This is a genomic window from Streptomyces sp. TRD_SC_5 (assembly GCF_056836825.1).
Genome location: NZ_JBWZZS010000001.1, coordinates 1,379,618 through 1,397,323, shown reverse-complemented (window position 1 = coordinate 1,397,323; position 17,706 = coordinate 1,379,618). Strand labels below are relative to the sequence as shown.

13 protein-coding genes, 3 rRNA genes and 1 pseudogene are annotated in these 17,706 nt (G+C 65.6%); 13 read left to right on the top strand and 4 right to left on the bottom strand.

The annotated features are described in order from the left end of the window. Positions 1-17: 17 nt before the first annotated feature. The 3 genes from AC1P0E_RS06525 (at position 18) to AC1P0E_RS06515 (ending at position 2,225) form a co-directional block, all read left to right on the top strand. Positions 18-1,181, top strand: a complete 1,164-nt coding sequence (locus AC1P0E_RS06525; RefSeq protein WP_482741191.1) for a GAF domain-containing sensor histidine kinase — start codon at positions 18-20, stop codon at positions 1,179-1,181. Beyond that, a complete protein-coding gene (locus tag AC1P0E_RS06520; protein ID WP_482741190.1) occupies positions 1,174-1,839 on the top strand; it encodes a response regulator in 666 nt (221 codons plus the stop codon). Before AC1P0E_RS06525 ends, AC1P0E_RS06520 begins: the two co-directional genes overlap by 8 nt. A gap of 137 nt (positions 1,840-1,976) precedes the next feature. Next, entirely contained in the window at positions 1,977-2,225 is a 249-nt protein-coding gene (locus AC1P0E_RS06515; RefSeq protein ID WP_482741189.1) for a chaplin, read from the top strand. Positions 2,226-2,593: 368 nt separating this feature from the next. On the opposite strand, the gene AC1P0E_RS06510 is transcribed toward AC1P0E_RS06515, so the two are convergent. Next, positions 2,594-3,382 carry a hypothetical protein gene (locus tag AC1P0E_RS06510; RefSeq protein WP_482741188.1) on the bottom strand — a complete coding sequence of 263 codons (789 nt, stop codon included), beginning with the start codon at positions 3,380-3,382 and terminating at the stop codon, positions 2,594-2,596. 124 nt (positions 3,383-3,506) lie between these two features. Between AC1P0E_RS06510 and AC1P0E_RS06505 the strand changes: the two genes are divergently transcribed. The 4 genes from AC1P0E_RS06505 to AC1P0E_RS06490 all read left to right on the top strand — a co-directional run bounded on the left by AC1P0E_RS06505 (position 3,507) and on the right by AC1P0E_RS06490 (position 6,737). Beyond that, positions 3,507-4,304, top strand: a complete 798-nt coding sequence (locus AC1P0E_RS06505) for an ABC transporter ATP-binding protein (protein WP_482741187.1) — start codon at positions 3,507-3,509, stop codon at positions 4,302-4,304. Positions 4,305-4,375: 71 nt separating this feature from the next. Then, a complete protein-coding gene (locus AC1P0E_RS06500) occupies positions 4,376-4,804 on the top strand; it encodes an NfeD family protein (protein WP_482741186.1) in 429 nt (142 codons plus the stop codon). A gap of 133 nt (positions 4,805-4,937) precedes the next feature. Next, a complete protein-coding gene (locus AC1P0E_RS06495) occupies positions 4,938-5,879 on the top strand; it encodes an SPFH domain-containing protein (protein WP_482741185.1) in 942 nt (313 codons plus the stop codon). Between the two features lie 90 nt (positions 5,880-5,969). Further along, complete coding sequence (locus tag AC1P0E_RS06490; protein ID WP_482741184.1) at positions 5,970-6,737, top strand: sulfite exporter TauE/SafE family protein; 768 nt, start codon at positions 5,970-5,972, stop codon at positions 6,735-6,737. Positions 6,738-6,791: 54 nt separating this feature from the next. Here the strand turns inward: AC1P0E_RS06490 and AC1P0E_RS06485 are convergent, their stop codons facing one another. From AC1P0E_RS06485 to AC1P0E_RS06475, 3 genes are all read right to left on the bottom strand, one after another. Then, positions 6,792-7,334: an HNH endonuclease gene (locus AC1P0E_RS06485; protein ID WP_482741183.1), complete on the bottom strand. Its 543-nt coding sequence runs from the start codon at positions 7,332-7,334 to the stop codon at positions 6,792-6,794. A 144-nt stretch (positions 7,335-7,478) separates the two neighbouring features. Further along, positions 7,479-8,015 (bottom strand): YbhB/YbcL family Raf kinase inhibitor-like protein, encoded by a 537-nt coding sequence (locus AC1P0E_RS06480; RefSeq protein ID WP_482741182.1) that lies wholly within the window; start codon positions 8,013-8,015, stop codon positions 7,479-7,481. 45 nt (positions 8,016-8,060) lie between these two features. Further along, the gene (locus tag AC1P0E_RS06475) at positions 8,061-8,843 is read right to left on the bottom strand and encodes a sporulation protein (protein WP_482741181.1); all 783 of its coding nucleotides are present in this window, start codon (positions 8,841-8,843) and stop codon (positions 8,061-8,063) included. Positions 8,844-8,986: 143 nt separating this feature from the next. Between AC1P0E_RS06475 and AC1P0E_RS06470 the strand changes: the two genes are divergently transcribed. The 6 genes and pseudogenes from AC1P0E_RS06470 to AC1P0E_RS06445 all read left to right on the top strand — a co-directional run bounded on the left by AC1P0E_RS06470 (position 8,987) and on the right by AC1P0E_RS06445 (position 17,691). After that, positions 8,987-9,628, top strand: coding sequence for a DNA-3-methyladenine glycosylase (locus AC1P0E_RS06470; protein WP_482741180.1), 642 nt, complete (start codon positions 8,987-8,989; stop codon positions 9,626-9,628). 563 nt (positions 9,629-10,191) lie between these two features. Next, positions 10,192-11,717, top strand: a 16S ribosomal RNA gene (locus AC1P0E_RS06465). Positions 11,718-12,016: 299 nt separating this feature from the next. Then, positions 12,017-15,141: ribosomal RNA gene (locus tag AC1P0E_RS06460) — 23S ribosomal RNA — on the top strand. A gap of 111 nt (positions 15,142-15,252) precedes the next feature. Next, positions 15,253-15,369 (top strand): 5S ribosomal RNA (rrf, locus tag AC1P0E_RS06455). Together the 16S, 23S and 5S rRNA genes form the textbook arrangement of a ribosomal RNA operon. Before the next feature lie 72 nt (positions 15,370-15,441). After that, positions 15,442-16,542: pseudogene (locus AC1P0E_RS06450) on the top strand (hypothetical protein); the annotation flags it as partial. Positions 16,543-16,998: 456 nt separating this feature from the next. Continuing rightward, on the top strand, positions 16,999-17,691 hold the full coding sequence (locus AC1P0E_RS06445) for a hypothetical protein (protein ID WP_482745672.1): 693 nt from the start codon (positions 16,999-17,001) through the stop codon (positions 17,689-17,691). Positions 17,692-17,706: the final 15 nt, after the last annotated feature.

Sequence of the window (17,706 nt, the reverse complement as noted above, 5' to 3'; positions counted from 1 at the left end):
GCCGGTACGGTGATCACATGACCCTTCGAGCAGGGGAGAACACATCCCCCCGCTCCGGCCTGACGGCCGTGAGCACCGCACTGCTCGCCATGAGCCGGCACCTGGAGGTGCGCGACGTCCTCAAGACGATCGTCGCCTCCGCCCGTGAGCTCCTCGACGCCGAGTACGCCGCGCTGGGCGTCCCCGACGACCACGGCGGCTTCGCCCAGTTCGTGGTCGACGGCGTCAGCGACGAACAGTGGAAGGCCATCGGCCCGCTGCCCCGCCAGCACGGCATCCTGGCCGCGATGCTGCACGGCGCCGACACCGAGCGCCTCGCCGACGTACGCAAGGACCCGCGCTTCGAGGGCTGGCCCTCCGCGCACCCCGACATGTCCGACTTCCTCGGCCTGCCCATCCGGGACGGAGACGAAGTCATAGGCGCGCTCTTCCTCGCCAACAAGCGCTGCCCCAAGCCCGACGGAGCCTGCGGCTTCACCGAGGACGACGAGGAACTGCTCGGCATGCTCGCCCAGCACGCCGCGATCGCCCTCACCAACGCCCGCCTGTACGAACGCAGCCGCGAGCTCACCATCGCCGAGGAACGCTCCCGCCTGGCCCACGAGCTCCACGACGCCGTGAGCCAGAAGCTCTTCTCCCTGCGCCTGACCGCCCAGGCCGCCGCCGCCCTCGTCGACCGCGACCCGGCCCGCGCCAAGGACGAGCTCCAGCAGGTGGCCGCGCTGGCGGCGGAGGCGGCCGACGAACTGCGCGACGCCGTGGTGGAGCTGCGCCCCGCCGCCCTCGACGAGGACGGCCTGATCGCCACCCTGCGCACCCAGATCCAGGTCATGGACCGCGCCCACACCGCCCGGGTCACCTTCCACACCACCGGTGTACGGGCACTGCCCGCCGCCCAGGAGGAAGCCCTCCTGCGGGTGGCCCAGGAGGCACTGCACAACGCACTGCGCCACTCCGGCGCGGCCCACGTCGACGTCGTACTGGAAAAGAACGGCCAGGGCGCCCGGCTGCGGATCACGGACGACGGCAACGGCTTCGACCCGAGGACCGTACGCAGAGCGGGCCGCCACCTGGGCCTGGTGTCGATGCGCGACCGGGCCGGCGGCGCGGGCGGCACGCTCACCGTGGAATCGGCGCCCGGCAAGGGCGCCACGATCGAGATGGAGGTCCCCGGTGGCTGAGGCGGCCGCACGACCGGCGAAGAACGGCATCCGCGTACTGCTCGTCGACGATCACCAGGTGGTACGCCGAGGCCTGCGCACCTTCCTGGAGATCCAGGACGACATCGAGGTCGTCGGCGAGGCCGGCGACGGCGCCGAAGGCGTGGCCCGCGCCGAGGAGCTGCGCCCCGACGTCGTACTCATGGACATCAAGATGCCGGGTACGGACGGCATCGAGGCACTCCGCAAGCTCCGCGAACTGGCCAATCCCGCCAGGGTGCTGATCGTCACCAGCTTCACCGAGCAGCGCACCGTCGTCCCCGCCCTGCGCGCGGGCGCGTCGGGCTATGTCTACAAGGACGTGGACCCGGACGCACTGGCCGGCGCGATCCGTTCCGTACACGCGGGGCATGTCCTCCTCCAGCCGGAGGTCGCGGGCGCCCTGCTCGCCCAGGACGAGGGAAACGGCGGCACGGGCCGGGGCAGCACGCTCACCGACCGGGAGCGGGAAGTCCTGACCCTGATCGCCGACGGACGTTCCAACCGGGAGATCGCCCGCGCCCTGGTCCTCTCCGAGAAGACCGTCAAGACGCATGTTTCGAACATCCTGATGAAACTGGATCTCTCCGACCGCACACAGGCGGCCCTCTGGGCCGTGCGACATGGGATTACGGGTTAATCGGACGGTCTACGTCCGGTCCCAGATTCATACTGTCGGGTGTATGTCCCCCGAATGGCGCATCCTGATCGGCCGGTGACCGTTCTTCATGGCGTGCTGCGGCGGCTGGCCGCGGCAACGTCTAGGAGGATCCTGAAGTGAAGAACCTGAAGAAGGCCGCTGCCGTCACCATGGTCGCGGGTGGCCTCATCGCCGCCGGAGCGGGAGTCGCCTCCGCCACCGACAGCGGTGCGCACGCCCAGGGCAAGGCCGTCCAGTCGCCGGGCGTCGGTTCCGGCAACCTGGTCCAGGTCCCGGTCCACGTCCCGGTGAACGCCTCCGGCAACACCGTCAACGTCATCGGCGCCCTCAACCCGGCCTTCGGGAACCACGCCATCAACCACTGACCGACTCCGGTCGAGCGGTGACCACCGGCCCCCAGGCGCCCGCCGCCTGGGGGCCGGTCGCATATCCAGGCCTGCCGGCCCCGTGTGCTGCAGGCCCGCAGGGCCCGCGTGCTCCAGGCCCGCCGGGCCCCGCGTGCGTCAGGCCCCCGGCCCCGCGTGTTTCAGGCCGATTCGTGGCCCCGCCTCGTTTTTCAAGCCCGTCCGGCGTTTGAGGACACGCCCGCAGGGCGTCCCGGGGGCCCCGGGGGCTTGCCCGCACCCGCACCGCACCCGCACCCAGCCTCCATCGCTCAGCCCCGAGCAAGCCGCGAACGCCGGCCCCGCGCAGGGCAACGAACGCCGGCCCCGCGCAAGGGGAACGCTCAGCGCTAGCGCCCCCGCTCCCGCTCCTCCACCCACGCGTTGTACGCCGCCACCTGCGCCCGCCGAGCCACCCGCTCCACCGGCCGCAGCGCCTCCCCCCGAGCCGCCATCTCCGAGGCACTGACCGCGCCCCCGTGCCCGTTCTCGTACGCCACAGAGACCAGCAGCCCCACCCGCTGCGCCAGCTCCAGCACCCGTACCGCCCGTGGCGGATACCCGGGAGCCAGCACCTCACCGCCGCCCCCCTCCACCCGCGCCCGGTACGCGTCGATCGCCGCCTCGGCGACCGGCCCCGACCCCGCCACATCGAGCCGCGACAGCACAGCCGTCGCATCCCGAAGCGCCTCCGCGAGCTCCCGCTCGGCCTCCCCGAGCGAAGGCACATCAGCAGGCGGAGCCTCCCGCACCGCCAGGCAGTGCCACGTCACCTCGACCCGCACGTCCCCGGCCGGCCCCACCTCGTACACCTCCGGCACCAACCCAAGCGCCGCCCCGGAGCAGACCACCGCCTCCTCCGCCTCCAGCGCCCGCGCGTTGAACTCCGGCGGCCCGCTGAGCCCGAGCGGATGCCCCGGCGCCGGCAGCGCCACCCGGAACCCGGTGGCCCCCAGCGCGCGAAGACGCCCCAGGGCCAGCGTGAGCCCGACAGGCCCCGCCTCCCCGGGCACACCTTCCACCCGGTGCACCGCGTCCTCCCCGACAATGGCGAGCGCGACGTGATCCGGCGAAGCAATTCCGGCCAACAGGGCATTTCCCCATGCGGCCAGTCGTCCTGAGCGAGGTTCGGAAAGCATGGCCCCAGCCTAGGTAATGGACCTAGCAGCCGGACCGCTCGACCGGTGGCGTAGGTTTTCCCCTGGAGCTGTGCCTACAGGCACACCCGACATTCTCGAGACTGCATGGGGAGACAACGCGCTCATGAGCGATGTACTGGAGCTGGTGGACGTATCCGTGGTCCGCGACGGACGCGCTCTGGTGGACGACGTCTCCTGGTCGGTCAAGGAGGGCGAGCGCTGGGTGATCCTCGGCCCCAACGGCGCCGGCAAGACCACCCTGCTGAACATCGCCTCCAGCTACCTCTTCCCGTCCTCCGGCAGCACCAAGATCCTCGGCGAGACGCTCGGCAGCCCCGGCACCGACGTGTTCGAGCTCCGCCCCCGCATCGGCATGGCCGGCATCGCGCTGGCCGACAAGCTGCCCAGGCGCCAGACCGTCCTTGAGACGGTGCTCACCGCGGCGTACGGCATGACCGCCACCTGGCACGAGAACTACGACGAGGTCGACGAGCAGCGCGCCCGCGCCTTCCTCGACCGCCTCGGCATGACCGAGTACCTCGACCGGAAGTTCGGCACGCTCTCCGAGGGCGAGCGCAAGCGCACCATGATCGCCCGCGCGATGATGACCGACCCCGAACTGCTGCTCCTCGACGAGCCCGCCGCCGGTCTCGACCTCGGCGGCCGCGAAGACCTCGTCCGCCGTCTCGGCCGCCTCGCCCGCGACCCGTACGCTCCCTCGATGATCATGGTGACGCACCATGTCGAGGAGATCGCCCCCGGCTTCACCCACGTCCTGATGATCCGTCAGGGCAGGGTCCTCGCCGCAGGCCCCGTGGAGACCGAACTGACCTCCCGCAACCTCTCCCTCTGCTTCGGCCTCCCGCTCGTCGTCGAGCGCAGGTCCGACCGCTGGACGGCCCAGGGCCTGCCGCTCGCCTGACATTCCGGGAGCCCCGCTCCCGCGCCGCCCGCGCCCTGTCCGCGAAGACCCCCCGCACCTACCATGACCATGTGGACATCGATGCATGGGTGTGGTGGCTGATCGGCGCTGTCGGGCTGGGAATTCCGCTCGTGGTGACCGCGATGCCCGAGTTCGGAATGCTGTCGGCAGGCGCGGTCGCCGGCGCCGTGACCGCGAGCCTGGGCGGCGGAATGGTCGCCCAGGTGCTGGTCTTCGCCGCCGTCTCGGTCGCGTTGATCGCGGTCGTACGCCCGATAGCCGCCCGTCACCGCTCCGAACGGCCCGAACACCGCACCGGAGTCGACGCCCTGAGGGGCCGTCAGGCAGTAGTGCTGGAACGGGTCGACAGCAACGGCGGCCGCATCAAACTCGCGGGCGAAGTCTGGTCCGCACGCGCCCTCGACGCGGGCCAGAGCTTCGAACCCGGCCAGCAGGTCGACGTCATCGAGATCGACGGAGCGACGGCCGTAGTGATGTAACCCGGCCAGGTAATCCGAACGCACCGCACACCGACCGGCGTTCTGGGAAGATTGATCATCAGATCGTCCGCGCACGGCCCACGGGCCCGGCCGGTCTCCCGAGAAGCACAACACGAAGGGCACGGGAAACGCGATGTCATCCGTCATCATCGTCCTGATCATTCTGGTGGTGCTGGTATTCATCGCCCTCATCAAGACGATCCAGGTCATCCCGCAGGCCAGCGCCGCCATCGTGGAGCGCTTCGGCCGCTACACGCGCACCCTCAACGCCGGCCTGAACATCGTCGTCCCGTTCATCGACTCGATCCGCAACCGGATCGACCTCCGCGAACAGGTCGTGCCCTTCCCGCCCCAGCCGGTGATCACTCAGGACAACCTCGTCGTCAACATCGACACCGTCATCTACTACCAGGTCACCGACGCCAGGGCCGCGACGTACGAAGTCGCCAGCTACATCCAGGCGATCGAGCAGCTCACTGTCACCACGCTGCGCAACATCATCGGCGGCATGGACCTGGAGCGGACCCTGACCTCCCGCGAGGAGATCAACGCGGCCCTGCGCGGTGTCCTCGACGAAGCCACCGGCAAGTGGGGCATCCGCGTCAACCGCGTCGAGCTCAAGGCGATCGAGCCGCCCACCTCCATCCAGGACTCGATGGAGAAGCAGATGCGCGCCGACCGCGACAAGCGCGCCGCGATCCTCACCGCCGAGGGCATCAGGCAGTCCGCGATCCTCACCGCCGAGGGCGAGAAGCAGTCCGCGATCCTGCGCGCCGAGGGTGAGGCCAAGGCGTCCGCGCTGCGCGCCGAGGGCGAGGCCCAGGCCATCCGTACGGTCTTCGAGTCCATCCACGCGGGCGACCCGGACCAGAAGCTCCTCTCGTACCAGTACCTCCAGATGCTCCCGAAGATCGCCGAGGGGGACGCCAACAAGCTCTGGATCGTCCCGAGCGAGATCGGTGACGCGCTCAAGGGCCTCAGCGGCGCCTTCGGCAACTTCACCGGTGGCGCCCCGGGGTTCAACACGGGCCAGGAGCGCAGCCCGGAGCGCCGCCAGGATCCCCCCATCGACTGACCCCTGACCCCTGACCCCCGTCCCTGGGCGCGGGCCCGCCGTCGTGCATGATCGGTGCATCAAGCAACGATCACGCACGAAGGGCACACCGTGACCATCTGGGAGATGCTCGCAGTCTTCGCGGCGGGCGTGGGCGCCGGAACCATCAACACCATCGTCGGTTCCGGAACCCTCATCACCTTCCCGGTACTGCTCGCAACCGGCCTGCCGCCGGTAACCGCGACCGTCTCCAACGCCCTCGGCCTGATCCCCGGCTCGATCAGCGGCGCCATCGGCTACCGCAAGGAACTCGCCGGCCAGCGCCGCCGCATCCTGCGCCTCGGCGCGGCCGCCGCCGTCGGAGGCATCTGCGGAGCCGTACTGCTCCTAGCCCTCCCAGCCACCGCCTTCGAGACGATCGTGCCGGTCCTGGTCGGCCTCGCCCTCGTCCTGGTGATCCTGCAACCCCGAATCACCAAGGCCGTCCAGCGCCGCCGCGAACGCAACGGCACCAGCACCGACGCCGACGGCGGCCCACTCCTCATCACCGGCCTCCTGCTCGCCAGCGTGTACGGCGGCTACTTCACCGCGGCCCAGGGAATCATCTACGTCGCCCTGATGGGCATGCTGCTCACCGACCACCTGCAACGCCTGAACGCAGCCAAGAACGTCCTCGCCGCCATCGTCAACACCGTCGCCGCGGCCTTCTTCCTCTTCGCCGCGGAATTCGACTGGACGGCCGTAGCCCTCATCGCGGTCGGCTCCACCCTCGGCGGCCAGCTCGGCGCCAAGATCGGCCGCCGCCTGCCACCCACCGCCCTGCGCGCACTGATCGTGGCCGTGGGCACGGTCGCGATCGTCCAGCTGCTGATGCGATGACGCGGCACACAGAAGCCCGCCTCCGGACGAAGGCGGGCTCACTACTGAGGGGCGTCAGGCGGACTGCGCCAGCCACCCCCACGCTCTCGACTCCGTTCGAGCAGGGGCGACCCCGTCCGGCAGCGCCGACCTCTCATCCGCTCCCAGCGCCAGCAGCATCGCGTCGGCGGGCGAAGGAACGAACGGCCGGCGCAGCAGCGGCATCCCCGCCTCGTCCGGCGTACGGTCCGCTTTGCGGTGGTTGTCCTCCGCGCACGACGCCACCGTATTCAGCCAGCCGTCCCCGCCGCCCTGCGCCTTCGGCACCACATGGTCGACGGTGGTGGCCCGCCGCCCGCAGTACGCGCACCGGTGCTGGTCCCGTATCAGCACACCGCGCCTCGACCACGGTGCGTGTCTTCGGAATGGCACCCGGACATAACGGCACAGCCTGATCACCTGCGGCACCGGAAGCTCCACGGCGGCCGCACGCATCAGAAGTCCGGGGCGGGCCTGTTCGACGACGGCCTTGTCCGTCAGGACAAGCACCACCGCCCGGTTCAGTGTCACCGTAGACAGCGGCTCGAAGCTCGCGTTCAGTACCAGCGTGTCCCGCATCCCGCCCACCCTCCTTGCGCCGGCCCACCCCGTGGCGGGCTTGGATCAACTCTGACCGGGCACACCGAGATGGACAACGCAATAAAAAGATGCCCGTCCCTGATCTCTTCCAAGACCAGGGACGGGCAAACAGAAAGTGAACGGTCAACTCGCCGCGGGAGCCTCGTATTCGGCGACCAGCTGCGCACGCCCGAGCGTGTGGAACCGCAGGTTGAATCCCACAGCAGCGGGGGAGGTGTCGGCGTCGGGACCGAGCTTCTCCGTGTCCACCGCGTACACGGTGAACACATAGCGGTGCTTCTCACCGGCCGGCGGCGCCGCCCCGCCGAAGTCCTTCGACCCGTAGTCGTTACGAACCTGAACGGCGCCCTGCGGCAACCCCTCGAACTTCCCGCTGCCCGCCCCCGTGGGCAGCTCCGTCACCGACGCCGGAATGTCAAAGACGGTCCAGTGCCAGAACCCGCTGCCGGTCGGCGCGTCCGGATCGAAGCACGTCACGGCGAAACTCTTGGCCTCGGCGGGAAACCCTTCCCATCGCAAGTGCGGCGACGTATTGCCGGCGGCGTACACCTGGGCGTCCTTCAACACCGCCCCGTCCGCGACATCCCCACTCACCACAGTGAACGAGGGCACGGGCGGATGGAAGTCATGGGGAAGCGGCGGCCTCTTCGCCTCGGACACGTCTGAACCTCCGGTTTGCACTGTGCTGTCTGACGGCTCCCGAGCCTAGAGCCAGTTGCGCTGGCCGCCGACCTGGGCGAGCCACTGGTTGAGGTAAGCAACCCAATCGGTTCCCTGGAAGTCGTTCAGCCCGACCTTGAAGGCCCGGTACGAGTCGCTGCTCTCGCTGAAGAGCCCCGGCTTCTTGTCCATTTCCAGGACGACATCCATCTCGCGGTCGTCCGCGATGAAGGTCAACTCGACCTGGTTCAGCCCGCGGTACTGCTGCGGCGGCTGGAACTCGATCTCCTGGTAGAAGGGCAGCCGCTGGCGCGTTCCCCGGATGTGCCCGCGCTCCATGTCCGCGCTCTTGAAGCGGAAGCCCAACTGCACGAAGGCGTCCAGCAGCGCCTGCTGCGCCGGCAGCGGGTGCACGTTGATGGGGTCCAGGTCGCCCGAGTCCACGGCTCGCGCGATCTCAAGCTCGGTCGTCACCCCGATGTTCATGCCGTGCAACTGCTGGCCGGCAATGCTGGTGATCGGCGTCTCCCAGGGAATCTCGAGCCCGAACGGCACCACATGCACCGCGCCGGCCTTCACCTCGAAGGCACCACCGAGCCGCTGCTTCGTGAACTCGATGTCCTGCTTGACCTCCTGGTCACCGCCCTCGACCTCGACGCGTGCCTGCAGGCCGACGGAGAGCCCCTCGATCTGCTGATCGACCGAGCCGCCCTGAATACGCACCTCGCCCTGCACCACACCGCCAGGTACGACGTTCGCCTCGGTCAGCACCGTCTCCACCGAAGCGCCACCCGCGCCCAAGCTCGCAAGCAACTTCTTGAAGCCCATATCTTCTCCCCAGAACTTTGGTTCTTACTCTGACCAGTACAAACGCGGAACGACCGCTCCCGGTTCCGCGGCCCTCACCCTGGCAAAGCGCGCGCCTCAAGGCCAGCTACCCGAACGGACGACTTCCACTACGCTCGGAGGGCATGATCACCGACCCCGACCGCACGCCGCTCCGCAGGCCGTTCTTCGACCGCCCCGTACTGGAGGTCGCCCCCGACCTTTTGGGGCGCACTCTTGTACGACTGACCGACGACGGACCGATCGAGCTCCGCATCACCGAGGTCGAGGCCTACAACGGCTCCGGCGACCCGGGGTCGCACGCCTACCGCGGAAAGACCCAACGCAACGCATCGATGTTCGGCCCGCCCGGTCATGCGTACGTCTACTTCATCTACGGCATGTGGTTCAGCCTCAACCTGGTCTGCGGCCCGGAGCACACCGCGAGCGGCGTGCTCCTGCGCGGGGGAGAGGTGATGCGCGGCCAGGAGATGGTGCGTAAGCGACGACTCTCGGCCCGAAGTGACAAGGAACTGGCCAAAGGCCCCGCCCGCCTCGCCACGGGACTCGCCATCGACCGAACCCTCGACAGCACAGACCTCTGCGCCGGCCCCGACTCCCCTCTGTCTGTACTGCACGGCACACCGGCACCCGCTGACCTGGTACAGAACGGACCACGTACCGGCGTAGGCGGGGAGGGCGCGGACCACCCCTGGCGATTCTGGATCGACGGAGACCCCACGGTGAGCCCCTTCAGGGCCCACACACCGCGCCGCCGACGAACTTGACGCGGCCCCGACGGACGCCTAATGTGGCCCGAGCCGCTTGACACGGGCACTGCTGTCGGTACGGGTTTTCGAGCCAGCCGAAGCACCTCGAAGCGGCCAACCACTACCTACGACTTCCCTGACGGGTTCGATTTCGGCATGCCCGAATTCCTGCCCAGCGGCTCGATTATGAGCCGCAAGGGGAATCCGCTAAAGTGGTGAACACGCCGGAAAGGGAAACGCAAAAGCGAAAACCTGGAAAGCGCCGAGGAAGTCGGACACGAAAGAGTCTGATAGAGTCGGAAACACGAAATACCGAACGAAAGCCCGGAGGAAAGCCCGAGAGGGTGAGTACAAAGGAAGCGTCCGTTCCTTGAGAACTCAACAGCGTGCCAAAAGTCAACGCCAGATATGTTGATACCCCGGCCCACTTCGGTGGGTTGGTGGTTCCTTTGAAGAAGACCTGGCTGTCCTAGTGATAGTGCAGTCCAGGCAAACACAGCGAGGACGCTGAGAACAGCGGGCCATATTCCGGCCCGATCTGTTCCGCTCTTTCGTGGTGCTAGCTCGATTACGAGCAAACATTCATGGAGAGTTTGATCCTGGCTCAGGACGAACGCTGGCGGCGTGCTTAACACATGCAAGTCGAACGATGAAGCCCTTCGGGGTGGATTAGTGGCGAACGGGTGAGTAACACGTGGGCAATCTGCCCTTCACTCTGGGACAAGCCCTGGAAACGGGGTCTAATACCGGATAACACTCCTCCCTGCATGGGGAGGGGTTAAAAGCTCCGGCGGTGAAGGATGAGCCCGCGGCCTATCAGCTTGTTGGTGGGGTAATGGCCTACCAAGGCGACGACGGGTAGCCGGCCTGAGAGGGCGACCGGCCACACTGGGACTGAGACACGGCCCAGACTCCTACGGGAGGCAGCAGTGGGGAATATTGCACAATGGGCGAAAGCCTGATGCAGCGACGCCGCGTGAGGGATGACGGCCTTCGGGTTGTAAACCTCTTTCAGCAGGGAAGAAGCGAAAGTGACGGTACCTGCAGAAGAAGCGCCGGCTAACTACGTGCCAGCAGCCGCGGTAATACGTAGGGCGCAAGCGTTGTCCGGAATTATTGGGCGTAAAGAGCTCGTAGGCGGCTTGTCACGTCGGATGTGAAAGCCCGGGGCTTAACCCCGGGTCTGCATTCGATACGGGCAGGCTAGAGTGTGGTAGGGGAGATCGGAATTCCTGGTGTAGCGGTGAAATGCGCAGATATCAGGAGGAACACCGGTGGCGAAGGCGGATCTCTGGGCCATTACTGACGCTGAGGAGCGAAAGCGTGGGGAGCGAACAGGATTAGATACCCTGGTAGTCCACGCCGTAAACGTTGGGAACTAGGTGTTGGCGACATTCCACGTCGTCGGTGCCGCAGCTAACGCATTAAGTTCCCCGCCTGGGGAGTACGGCCGCAAGGCTAAAACTCAAAGGAATTGACGGGGGCCCGCACAAGCAGCGGAGCATGTGGCTTAATTCGACGCAACGCGAAGAACCTTACCAAGGCTTGACATATACCGGAAAGCATCAGAGATGGTGCCCCCCTTGTGGTCGGTATACAGGTGGTGCATGGCTGTCGTCAGCTCGTGTCGTGAGATGTTGGGTTAAGTCCCGCAACGAGCGCAACCCTTGTCCTGTGTTGCCAGCATGCCCTTCGGGGTGATGGGGACTCACAGGAGACCGCCGGGGTCAACTCGGAGGAAGGTGGGGACGACGTCAAGTCATCATGCCCCTTATGTCTTGGGCTGCACACGTGCTACAATGGCCGGTACAATGAGCTGCGATGCCGCGAGGCGGAGCGAATCTCAAAAAGCCGGTCTCAGTTCGGATTGGGGTCTGCAACTCGACCCCATGAAGTCGGAGTTGCTAGTAATCGCAGATCAGCATTGCTGCGGTGAATACGTTCCCGGGCCTTGTACACACCGCCCGTCACGTCACGAAAGTCGGTAACACCCGAAGCCGGTGGCCCAACCCCTTGTGGGAGGGAGCTGTCGAAGGTGGGACTGGCGATTGGGACGAAGTCGTAACAAGGTAGCCGTACCGGAAGGTGCGGCTGGATCACCTCCTTTCTAAGGAGCACTTCTTACTCGGTTCGCCGGGTCAGAGGCCAGTTCATCGGCGAACGTCCGGTGCTGGTTGCTCATGGGTGGAACGTTGACTACTCGGCACGGTTTGGTGGGTTCACAAGTACTGCTTCGGCGTGGAAAGTGAGCACAGTAAATCGGGTCGGGCACGCTGTTGGGTATCTGAGGGTACGGACTTCGGTCCTTATCTTCGCGATGCCGGCCCCAGTGCACTCGCCCGTAAGGGTGGGGTGATGGGTGGCTGGTCGTTGCTTGAGAACTGCACAGTGGACGCGAGCATCTGTGGGCAAGTTTTTAAGGGCGCACGGTGGATGCCTTGGCACCAGGAACCGATGAAGGACGTGGGAGGCCACGATAGTCCCCGGGGAGCCGTCAACCAGGCTTTGATCCGGGGGTTTCCGAATGGGGAAACCCGGCAGTCGTCATGGGCTGTCACCCATACCTGAACACATAGGGTATGTGGAGGGAACGCGGGGAAGTGAAACATCTCAGTACCCGCAGGAAGAGAAAACAACCGTGATTCCGGGAGTAGTGGCGAGCGAAACCGGATGAGGCCAAACCGTATGCGTGTGATACCCGGCAGGGGTTGCGCATACGGGGTTGCGGGATCTCTTTGTCACAGTCTGCCGACTGTGAGACGAGTCAGAAACCGTATGGATAGGCGAAGGACATGCGAAAGGTCCGGCGTAGAGGGTAAGACCCCCGTAGCTGAAATTCATACGGCTCGTTTAAGAGACACCCAAGTAGCACGGGGCCCGAGAAATCCCGTGTGAATCTGGCGGGACCACCCGTTAAGCCTAAATATTCCCTGGTGACCGATAGCGGATAGTACCGTGAGGGAATGGTGAAAAGTACCGCGGGAGCGGAGTGAAATAGTACCTGAAACCGTGTGCCTACAAGCCGTGGGAGCGTCGCGCATTGAGTTTACTCAATGCGTCGTGACTGCGTGCCTTTTGAAGAATGAGCCTGCGAGTTAGCGGTGTGTAGCGAGGTTAACCCGTGTGGGGAAGCCGTAGCGAAAGCGAGTCCTAATAGGGCGATTGAGTTGCACGCTCTAGACCCGAAGCGGAGTGATCTAGCCATGGGCAGGTTGAAGCGGCTGTAAGAGGTCGTGGAGGACCGAACCCACCAGGGTTGAAAACCTGGGGGATGACCTGTGGTTAGGGGTGAAAGGCCAATCAAACTCCGTGATAGCTGGTTCTCCCCGAAATGCATTTAGGTGCAGCGTCGTGTGTTTCTTGCCGGAGGTAGAGCACTGGATAGGCGATGGGCCCTACCGGGTTACTGACCTTAGCCAAACTCCGAATGCCGGTAAGTGAGAGCACGGCAGTGAGACTGTGGGGGATAAGCTCCATGGTCGAGAGGGAAACAGCCCAGAGCATCGACTAAGGCCCCTAAGCGTACGCTAAGTGGGAAAGGATGTGGAGTCGCAGAGACAACCAGGAGGTTGGCTTAGAAGCAGCCACCCTTGAAAGAGTGCGTAATAGCTCACTGGTCAAGTGATTCCGCGCCGACAATGTAGCGGGGCTCAAGCGTACCGCCGAAGTCGTGTCATTCACACATATAGGGCCAACGCCCGTGTGGATGGGTAGGGGAGCGTCGTGTGCCGGGTGAAGCAGCCGCGGAAGCGAGTTGTGGACGGTTCACGAGTGAGAATGCAGGCATGAGTAGCGATACACACGTGAGAAACGTGTGCGCCGATTGACTAAGGGTTCCTGGGTCAAGCTGATCTGCCCAGGGTAAGTCGGGACCTAAGGCGAGGCCGACAGGCGTAGTCGATGGACAACCGGTTGATATTCCGGTACCCGCTTTGAAACGCCCAGTATCGAATCCATTAATGCTAAGGCCGTGAAGCCGTCCTGGAGCCTTCGGGCAAAGGGAAGTGGTGGAGCCGCCGGCCCAAGGTGGTAGTAGGTAAGCGATGGGGTGACGCAGGAAGGTAGTCCAGCCCGGGCGGTGGTAGTCCCGGGGTAAGGGTGTAGGCCGAGGGGTAGGTAAATCCGTCCCTCATTGAGGCTGAGACCTGATGCCGAGCCGATTGTGGTGAAGTGGATGATCCTATGCTGTCGAGAAAAGCCTCTAGCGAGTTTCATGGCGGCCCGTACCCTAAACCGACTCAGGTGGTCAGGTAGAGAATACCGAGGCGTTCGGGTGAACTATGGTTAAGGAACTCGGCAAAATGCCCCCGTAACTTCGGGAGAAGGGGGGCCATCACTGGTGATCCGTTTTACACGGTGAGCTGGGGGTGGCCGCAGAGACCAGCGAGAAGCGACTGTTTACTAAAAACACAGGTCCGTGCGAAGCCGTAAGGCGATGTATACGGACTGACGCCTGCCCGGTGCTGGAACGTTAAGGGGACCGGTTAGTGCGCTTTCGGGCGTGCGAAGCTGAGAACTTAAGCGCCAGTAAACGGCGGTGGTAACTATAACCATCCTAAGGTAGCGAAATTCCTTGTCGGGTAAGTTCCGACCTGCACGAATGGCGTAACGACTTCTCGACTGTCTCAACCATAGGCCCGGTGAAATTGCACTACGAGTAAAGATGCTCGTTTCGCGCAGAAGGACGGAAAGACCCCGGGACCTTTACTACAGTTTGATATTGGTGTTCGGTTCGGCTTGTGTAGGATAGGTGGGAGACTGTGAAGCATGCACGCCAGTGTGTGTGGAGTCAATCTTGAAATACCACTCTGGTCGTGCTGGATGTCTAACCTCGGTCCGTGATCCGGATCAGGGACAGTGTCTGATGGGTAGTTTAACTGGGGCGGTTGCCTCCTAAAGAGTAACGGAGGCGCCCAAAGGTTCCCTCAGCCTGGTTGGCAATCAGGTGTTGAGTGTAAGTGCACAAGGGAGCTTGACTGTGAGACCGACGGGTCGAGCAGGGACGAAAGTCGGGACTAGTGATCCGGCAGTGGCTTGTGGAAGCGCTGTCGCTCAACGGATAAAAGGTACCCCGGGGATAACAGGCTGATCTTCCCCAAGAGTCCATATCGACGGGATGGTTTGGCACCTCGATGTCGGCTCGTCGCATCCTGGGGCTGGAGTCGGTCCCAAGGGTTGGGCTGTTCGCCCATTAAAGCGGTACGCGAGCTGGGTTTAGAACGTCGTGAGACAGTTCGGTCCCTATCCTCTGCGCGCGTAGGAATATTGAGAAGGGCTGTCCCTAGTACGAGAGGACCGGGACGGACGAACCTCTGGTGTGCCAGTTGTCCTGCCAAGGGCATGGCTGGTTGGCTACGTTCGGAAAGGATAACCGCTGAAAGCATCTAAGCGGGAAGCCTGCTTCGAGATGAGTGTTCCCACCCCCTTTGAGGGGTTAAGGCTCCCAGTAGACGACTGGGTTGATAGGCCAGATGTGGAAGCCCGGTAACGGGTGGAGCTGACTGGTACTAATAGGCCGAGGGCTTGTCCTCAGTTGCTCGCGTCCACTGTGTTGTTCCCGGGTTGCGAACAGTTATCGCACCGGTTGAACAGATCCACTTACTTAATTGAAGAGTGTGCTTGTTCGCTAAGCCCGATAGGGTTTCGGTGGTCATAGCGTTAGGGAAACGCCCGGTTACATTCCGAACCCGGAAGCTAAGCCTTTCAGCGCCGATGGTACTGCAGGGGGGACCCTGTGGGAGAGTAGGACACCGCCGAACAATCTTTCAGGACCCTTGGTCCAGCGTTCATGCTGGACCAAGGGTCCTTTTTGTTTTTCCGAAGCGCGTCGGATGGCCGACTGCGCGAGAATGACTGCGTTACCCCAAGACAGGAGCCAACCGATGTCCACCAACTCTTCCGACGATCGTCCGGAGCGCGAGCCGCGCCGGCGAGACGGCGATGACAGGGGCGGATACCGCGGCGGTCGCGACGACCGTGCGCCGCGCCAGGACAACGATCGCGGTGGGTTCCGTCGTGACGACCGCCCCACCGGTGGAGCGCCCCGCGGCGGTCGTGACGACCGCTCCGCCGGGCCTCGCCGTGATGATGACCGAGGCGGGCGTCCGAGCGGTGGTGGCGGTGGCGGCGGTTACCAGCGTCGTGACGACCGGCCGAGCAGCGGCCCTCGCCGTGACGACAGCCGAGGCGGCCGTCCGGCCGGTGGTGGTGGCGGTGGCTTCCAGCGTCGTGATGACCGGCCGAGCAGTGGGCCGCGTCGAGATGACGAGCGTGGTGGGTTCCGTGGTGGTCGTGATGACCGTGCGCCGCGTCGTGACGACCGTCCCAGCAGTGGTGGCGGTGGGTTCCAGCGTCGTGACGATCGGCCGAGCGGTGGTGGCGGTGGCTATCAGCGTCGTGACGACCGTCCCAGCGGTGGTGGCGGCTTCCAGCGCCGTGACGACCGCCCCAGTGGCGGCCGTGACGATCGCGGGCCTCGTCGTGACGACGACCGTGGTGGGTTCCAGCGTCGTGACGACCGTCCCAGCGGTGGTGGCGGTGGGTTCCAGCGTCGTGACGATCGGCCGAGCAGTGGGCCGCGTCGAGATGACCAGCGTGGTGGGTTCCGTGGTGGTCGTGATGACCGTGCGCCGCGTCGCGACGACCGTCCCAGCAGTAGTGGTGGTGGTGGCGGCTTCCAGCGTCGTGATGACCGTCCCAGCAGTGGCGGCGGTGGGTTCCAGCGTCGTGATGACCGTCCGAGCGGTGGCGGTGGCGGCTTCCAGCGTCGTGATGACCGTCCGAGCGGTGGCGGTGGTGGCTACCAGCGTCGTGACGATCGGCCGAGCAGCGCCCCGCGTCGGGACGACGAGCGTGGTGGGTTCCGTGGTGGTCGTGATGACCGTGCGCCGCGTCGCGACGACCGTCCCAGCAGTGGTGGTGGTGGGTTCCAGCGTCGTGATGACCGTCCCAGCAGTGGTGGTGGTGGGTTCCAGCGTCGTGATGACCGTCCCAGCAGTGGCGGTGGTGGGTTCCAGCGTCGCGACGACCGCCCGAGTGGTGGTGGTGGCTACCAGCGTCGTGACGACCGGCCGAGCAGCGCTCCGCGTCGTGACGACCGGCCGAGCAGCGCCCCGCGTCGGGATGACGAGCGTGGTGGCGGGTTCCGTGGTGGTCGTGATGACCGTGGGCCTCGTCGGGACGACCGTGCCCCGCGTCGTGACGACCGGGGTGACCGCGGTGGCGACCGCGAGGGGTACCGCGGGCAGCGTGAGGACCGGGAGCGCGAGCCCGTCAAGCGGCTTCCCATTCCCGAGGACGTCACGGGCCACGAGATCGACAAGGACGTTCGTCAGGAGCTCCAGAGCCTGCCGAAGACCCTTGCCGAGGACGTTGCCAAGAACCTCGTCATGGTCGCGAACCTCATCGACGACGAGCCCGAAGAGGCGTACGCCTACTCGCGCATCGCGCTGAGGCTCGCCTCGCGAGTGGCTGCCGTGCGTGAGGCCGCGGGCTTCGCGGCGTACGCGACTCAGCGGTACACGGAGGCGCTCGCGGAGTTCCGTGCGGCCCGCCGTATGACCGGGAGCGTGGAGCTGTGGCCCGTCATGGCGGACTGCGAGCGTGGGCTCGGGCGGCCGGAGCGGGCGATGGCGATGGCCGGTGAGCCGGAGGTGCTGAAGCTCGACAAGGCCGGCCAGGTCGAGATGCGTATGGTCGCGGCCGGGGCGCGCCGGGACATGGGGCAGATCGATGCGGCCATCGTGACCCTGCAGGGGCCCGAGCTGGCGTCGAACTCGGTGCAGCCGTGGACCGCGCGACTGCGGTACGCGTACGCCGACGCACTGCTGACCGCCGGGCGTGAGGCCGAGGCGCGTGAGTGGTTCGCCAAGGCCAACGAGGCTGACAAGGACGGTTTGACGGACGCTGCCGACCGGCTTGCCCAGCTCGACGGTGTCGACTTCGTCGATGCCCTCGACGAGGACAGCGAGGAGTCGGGGGAGTCGGCGGCCGAGGAGACCGAGTCTGTTGTTACGGACGACGTCGAGGTTGAGGACGACGACCAGGGCTCCGTGGAGCCTGGTGACGGCGACAAGAGCTGACTGAGTCCGTGTGAA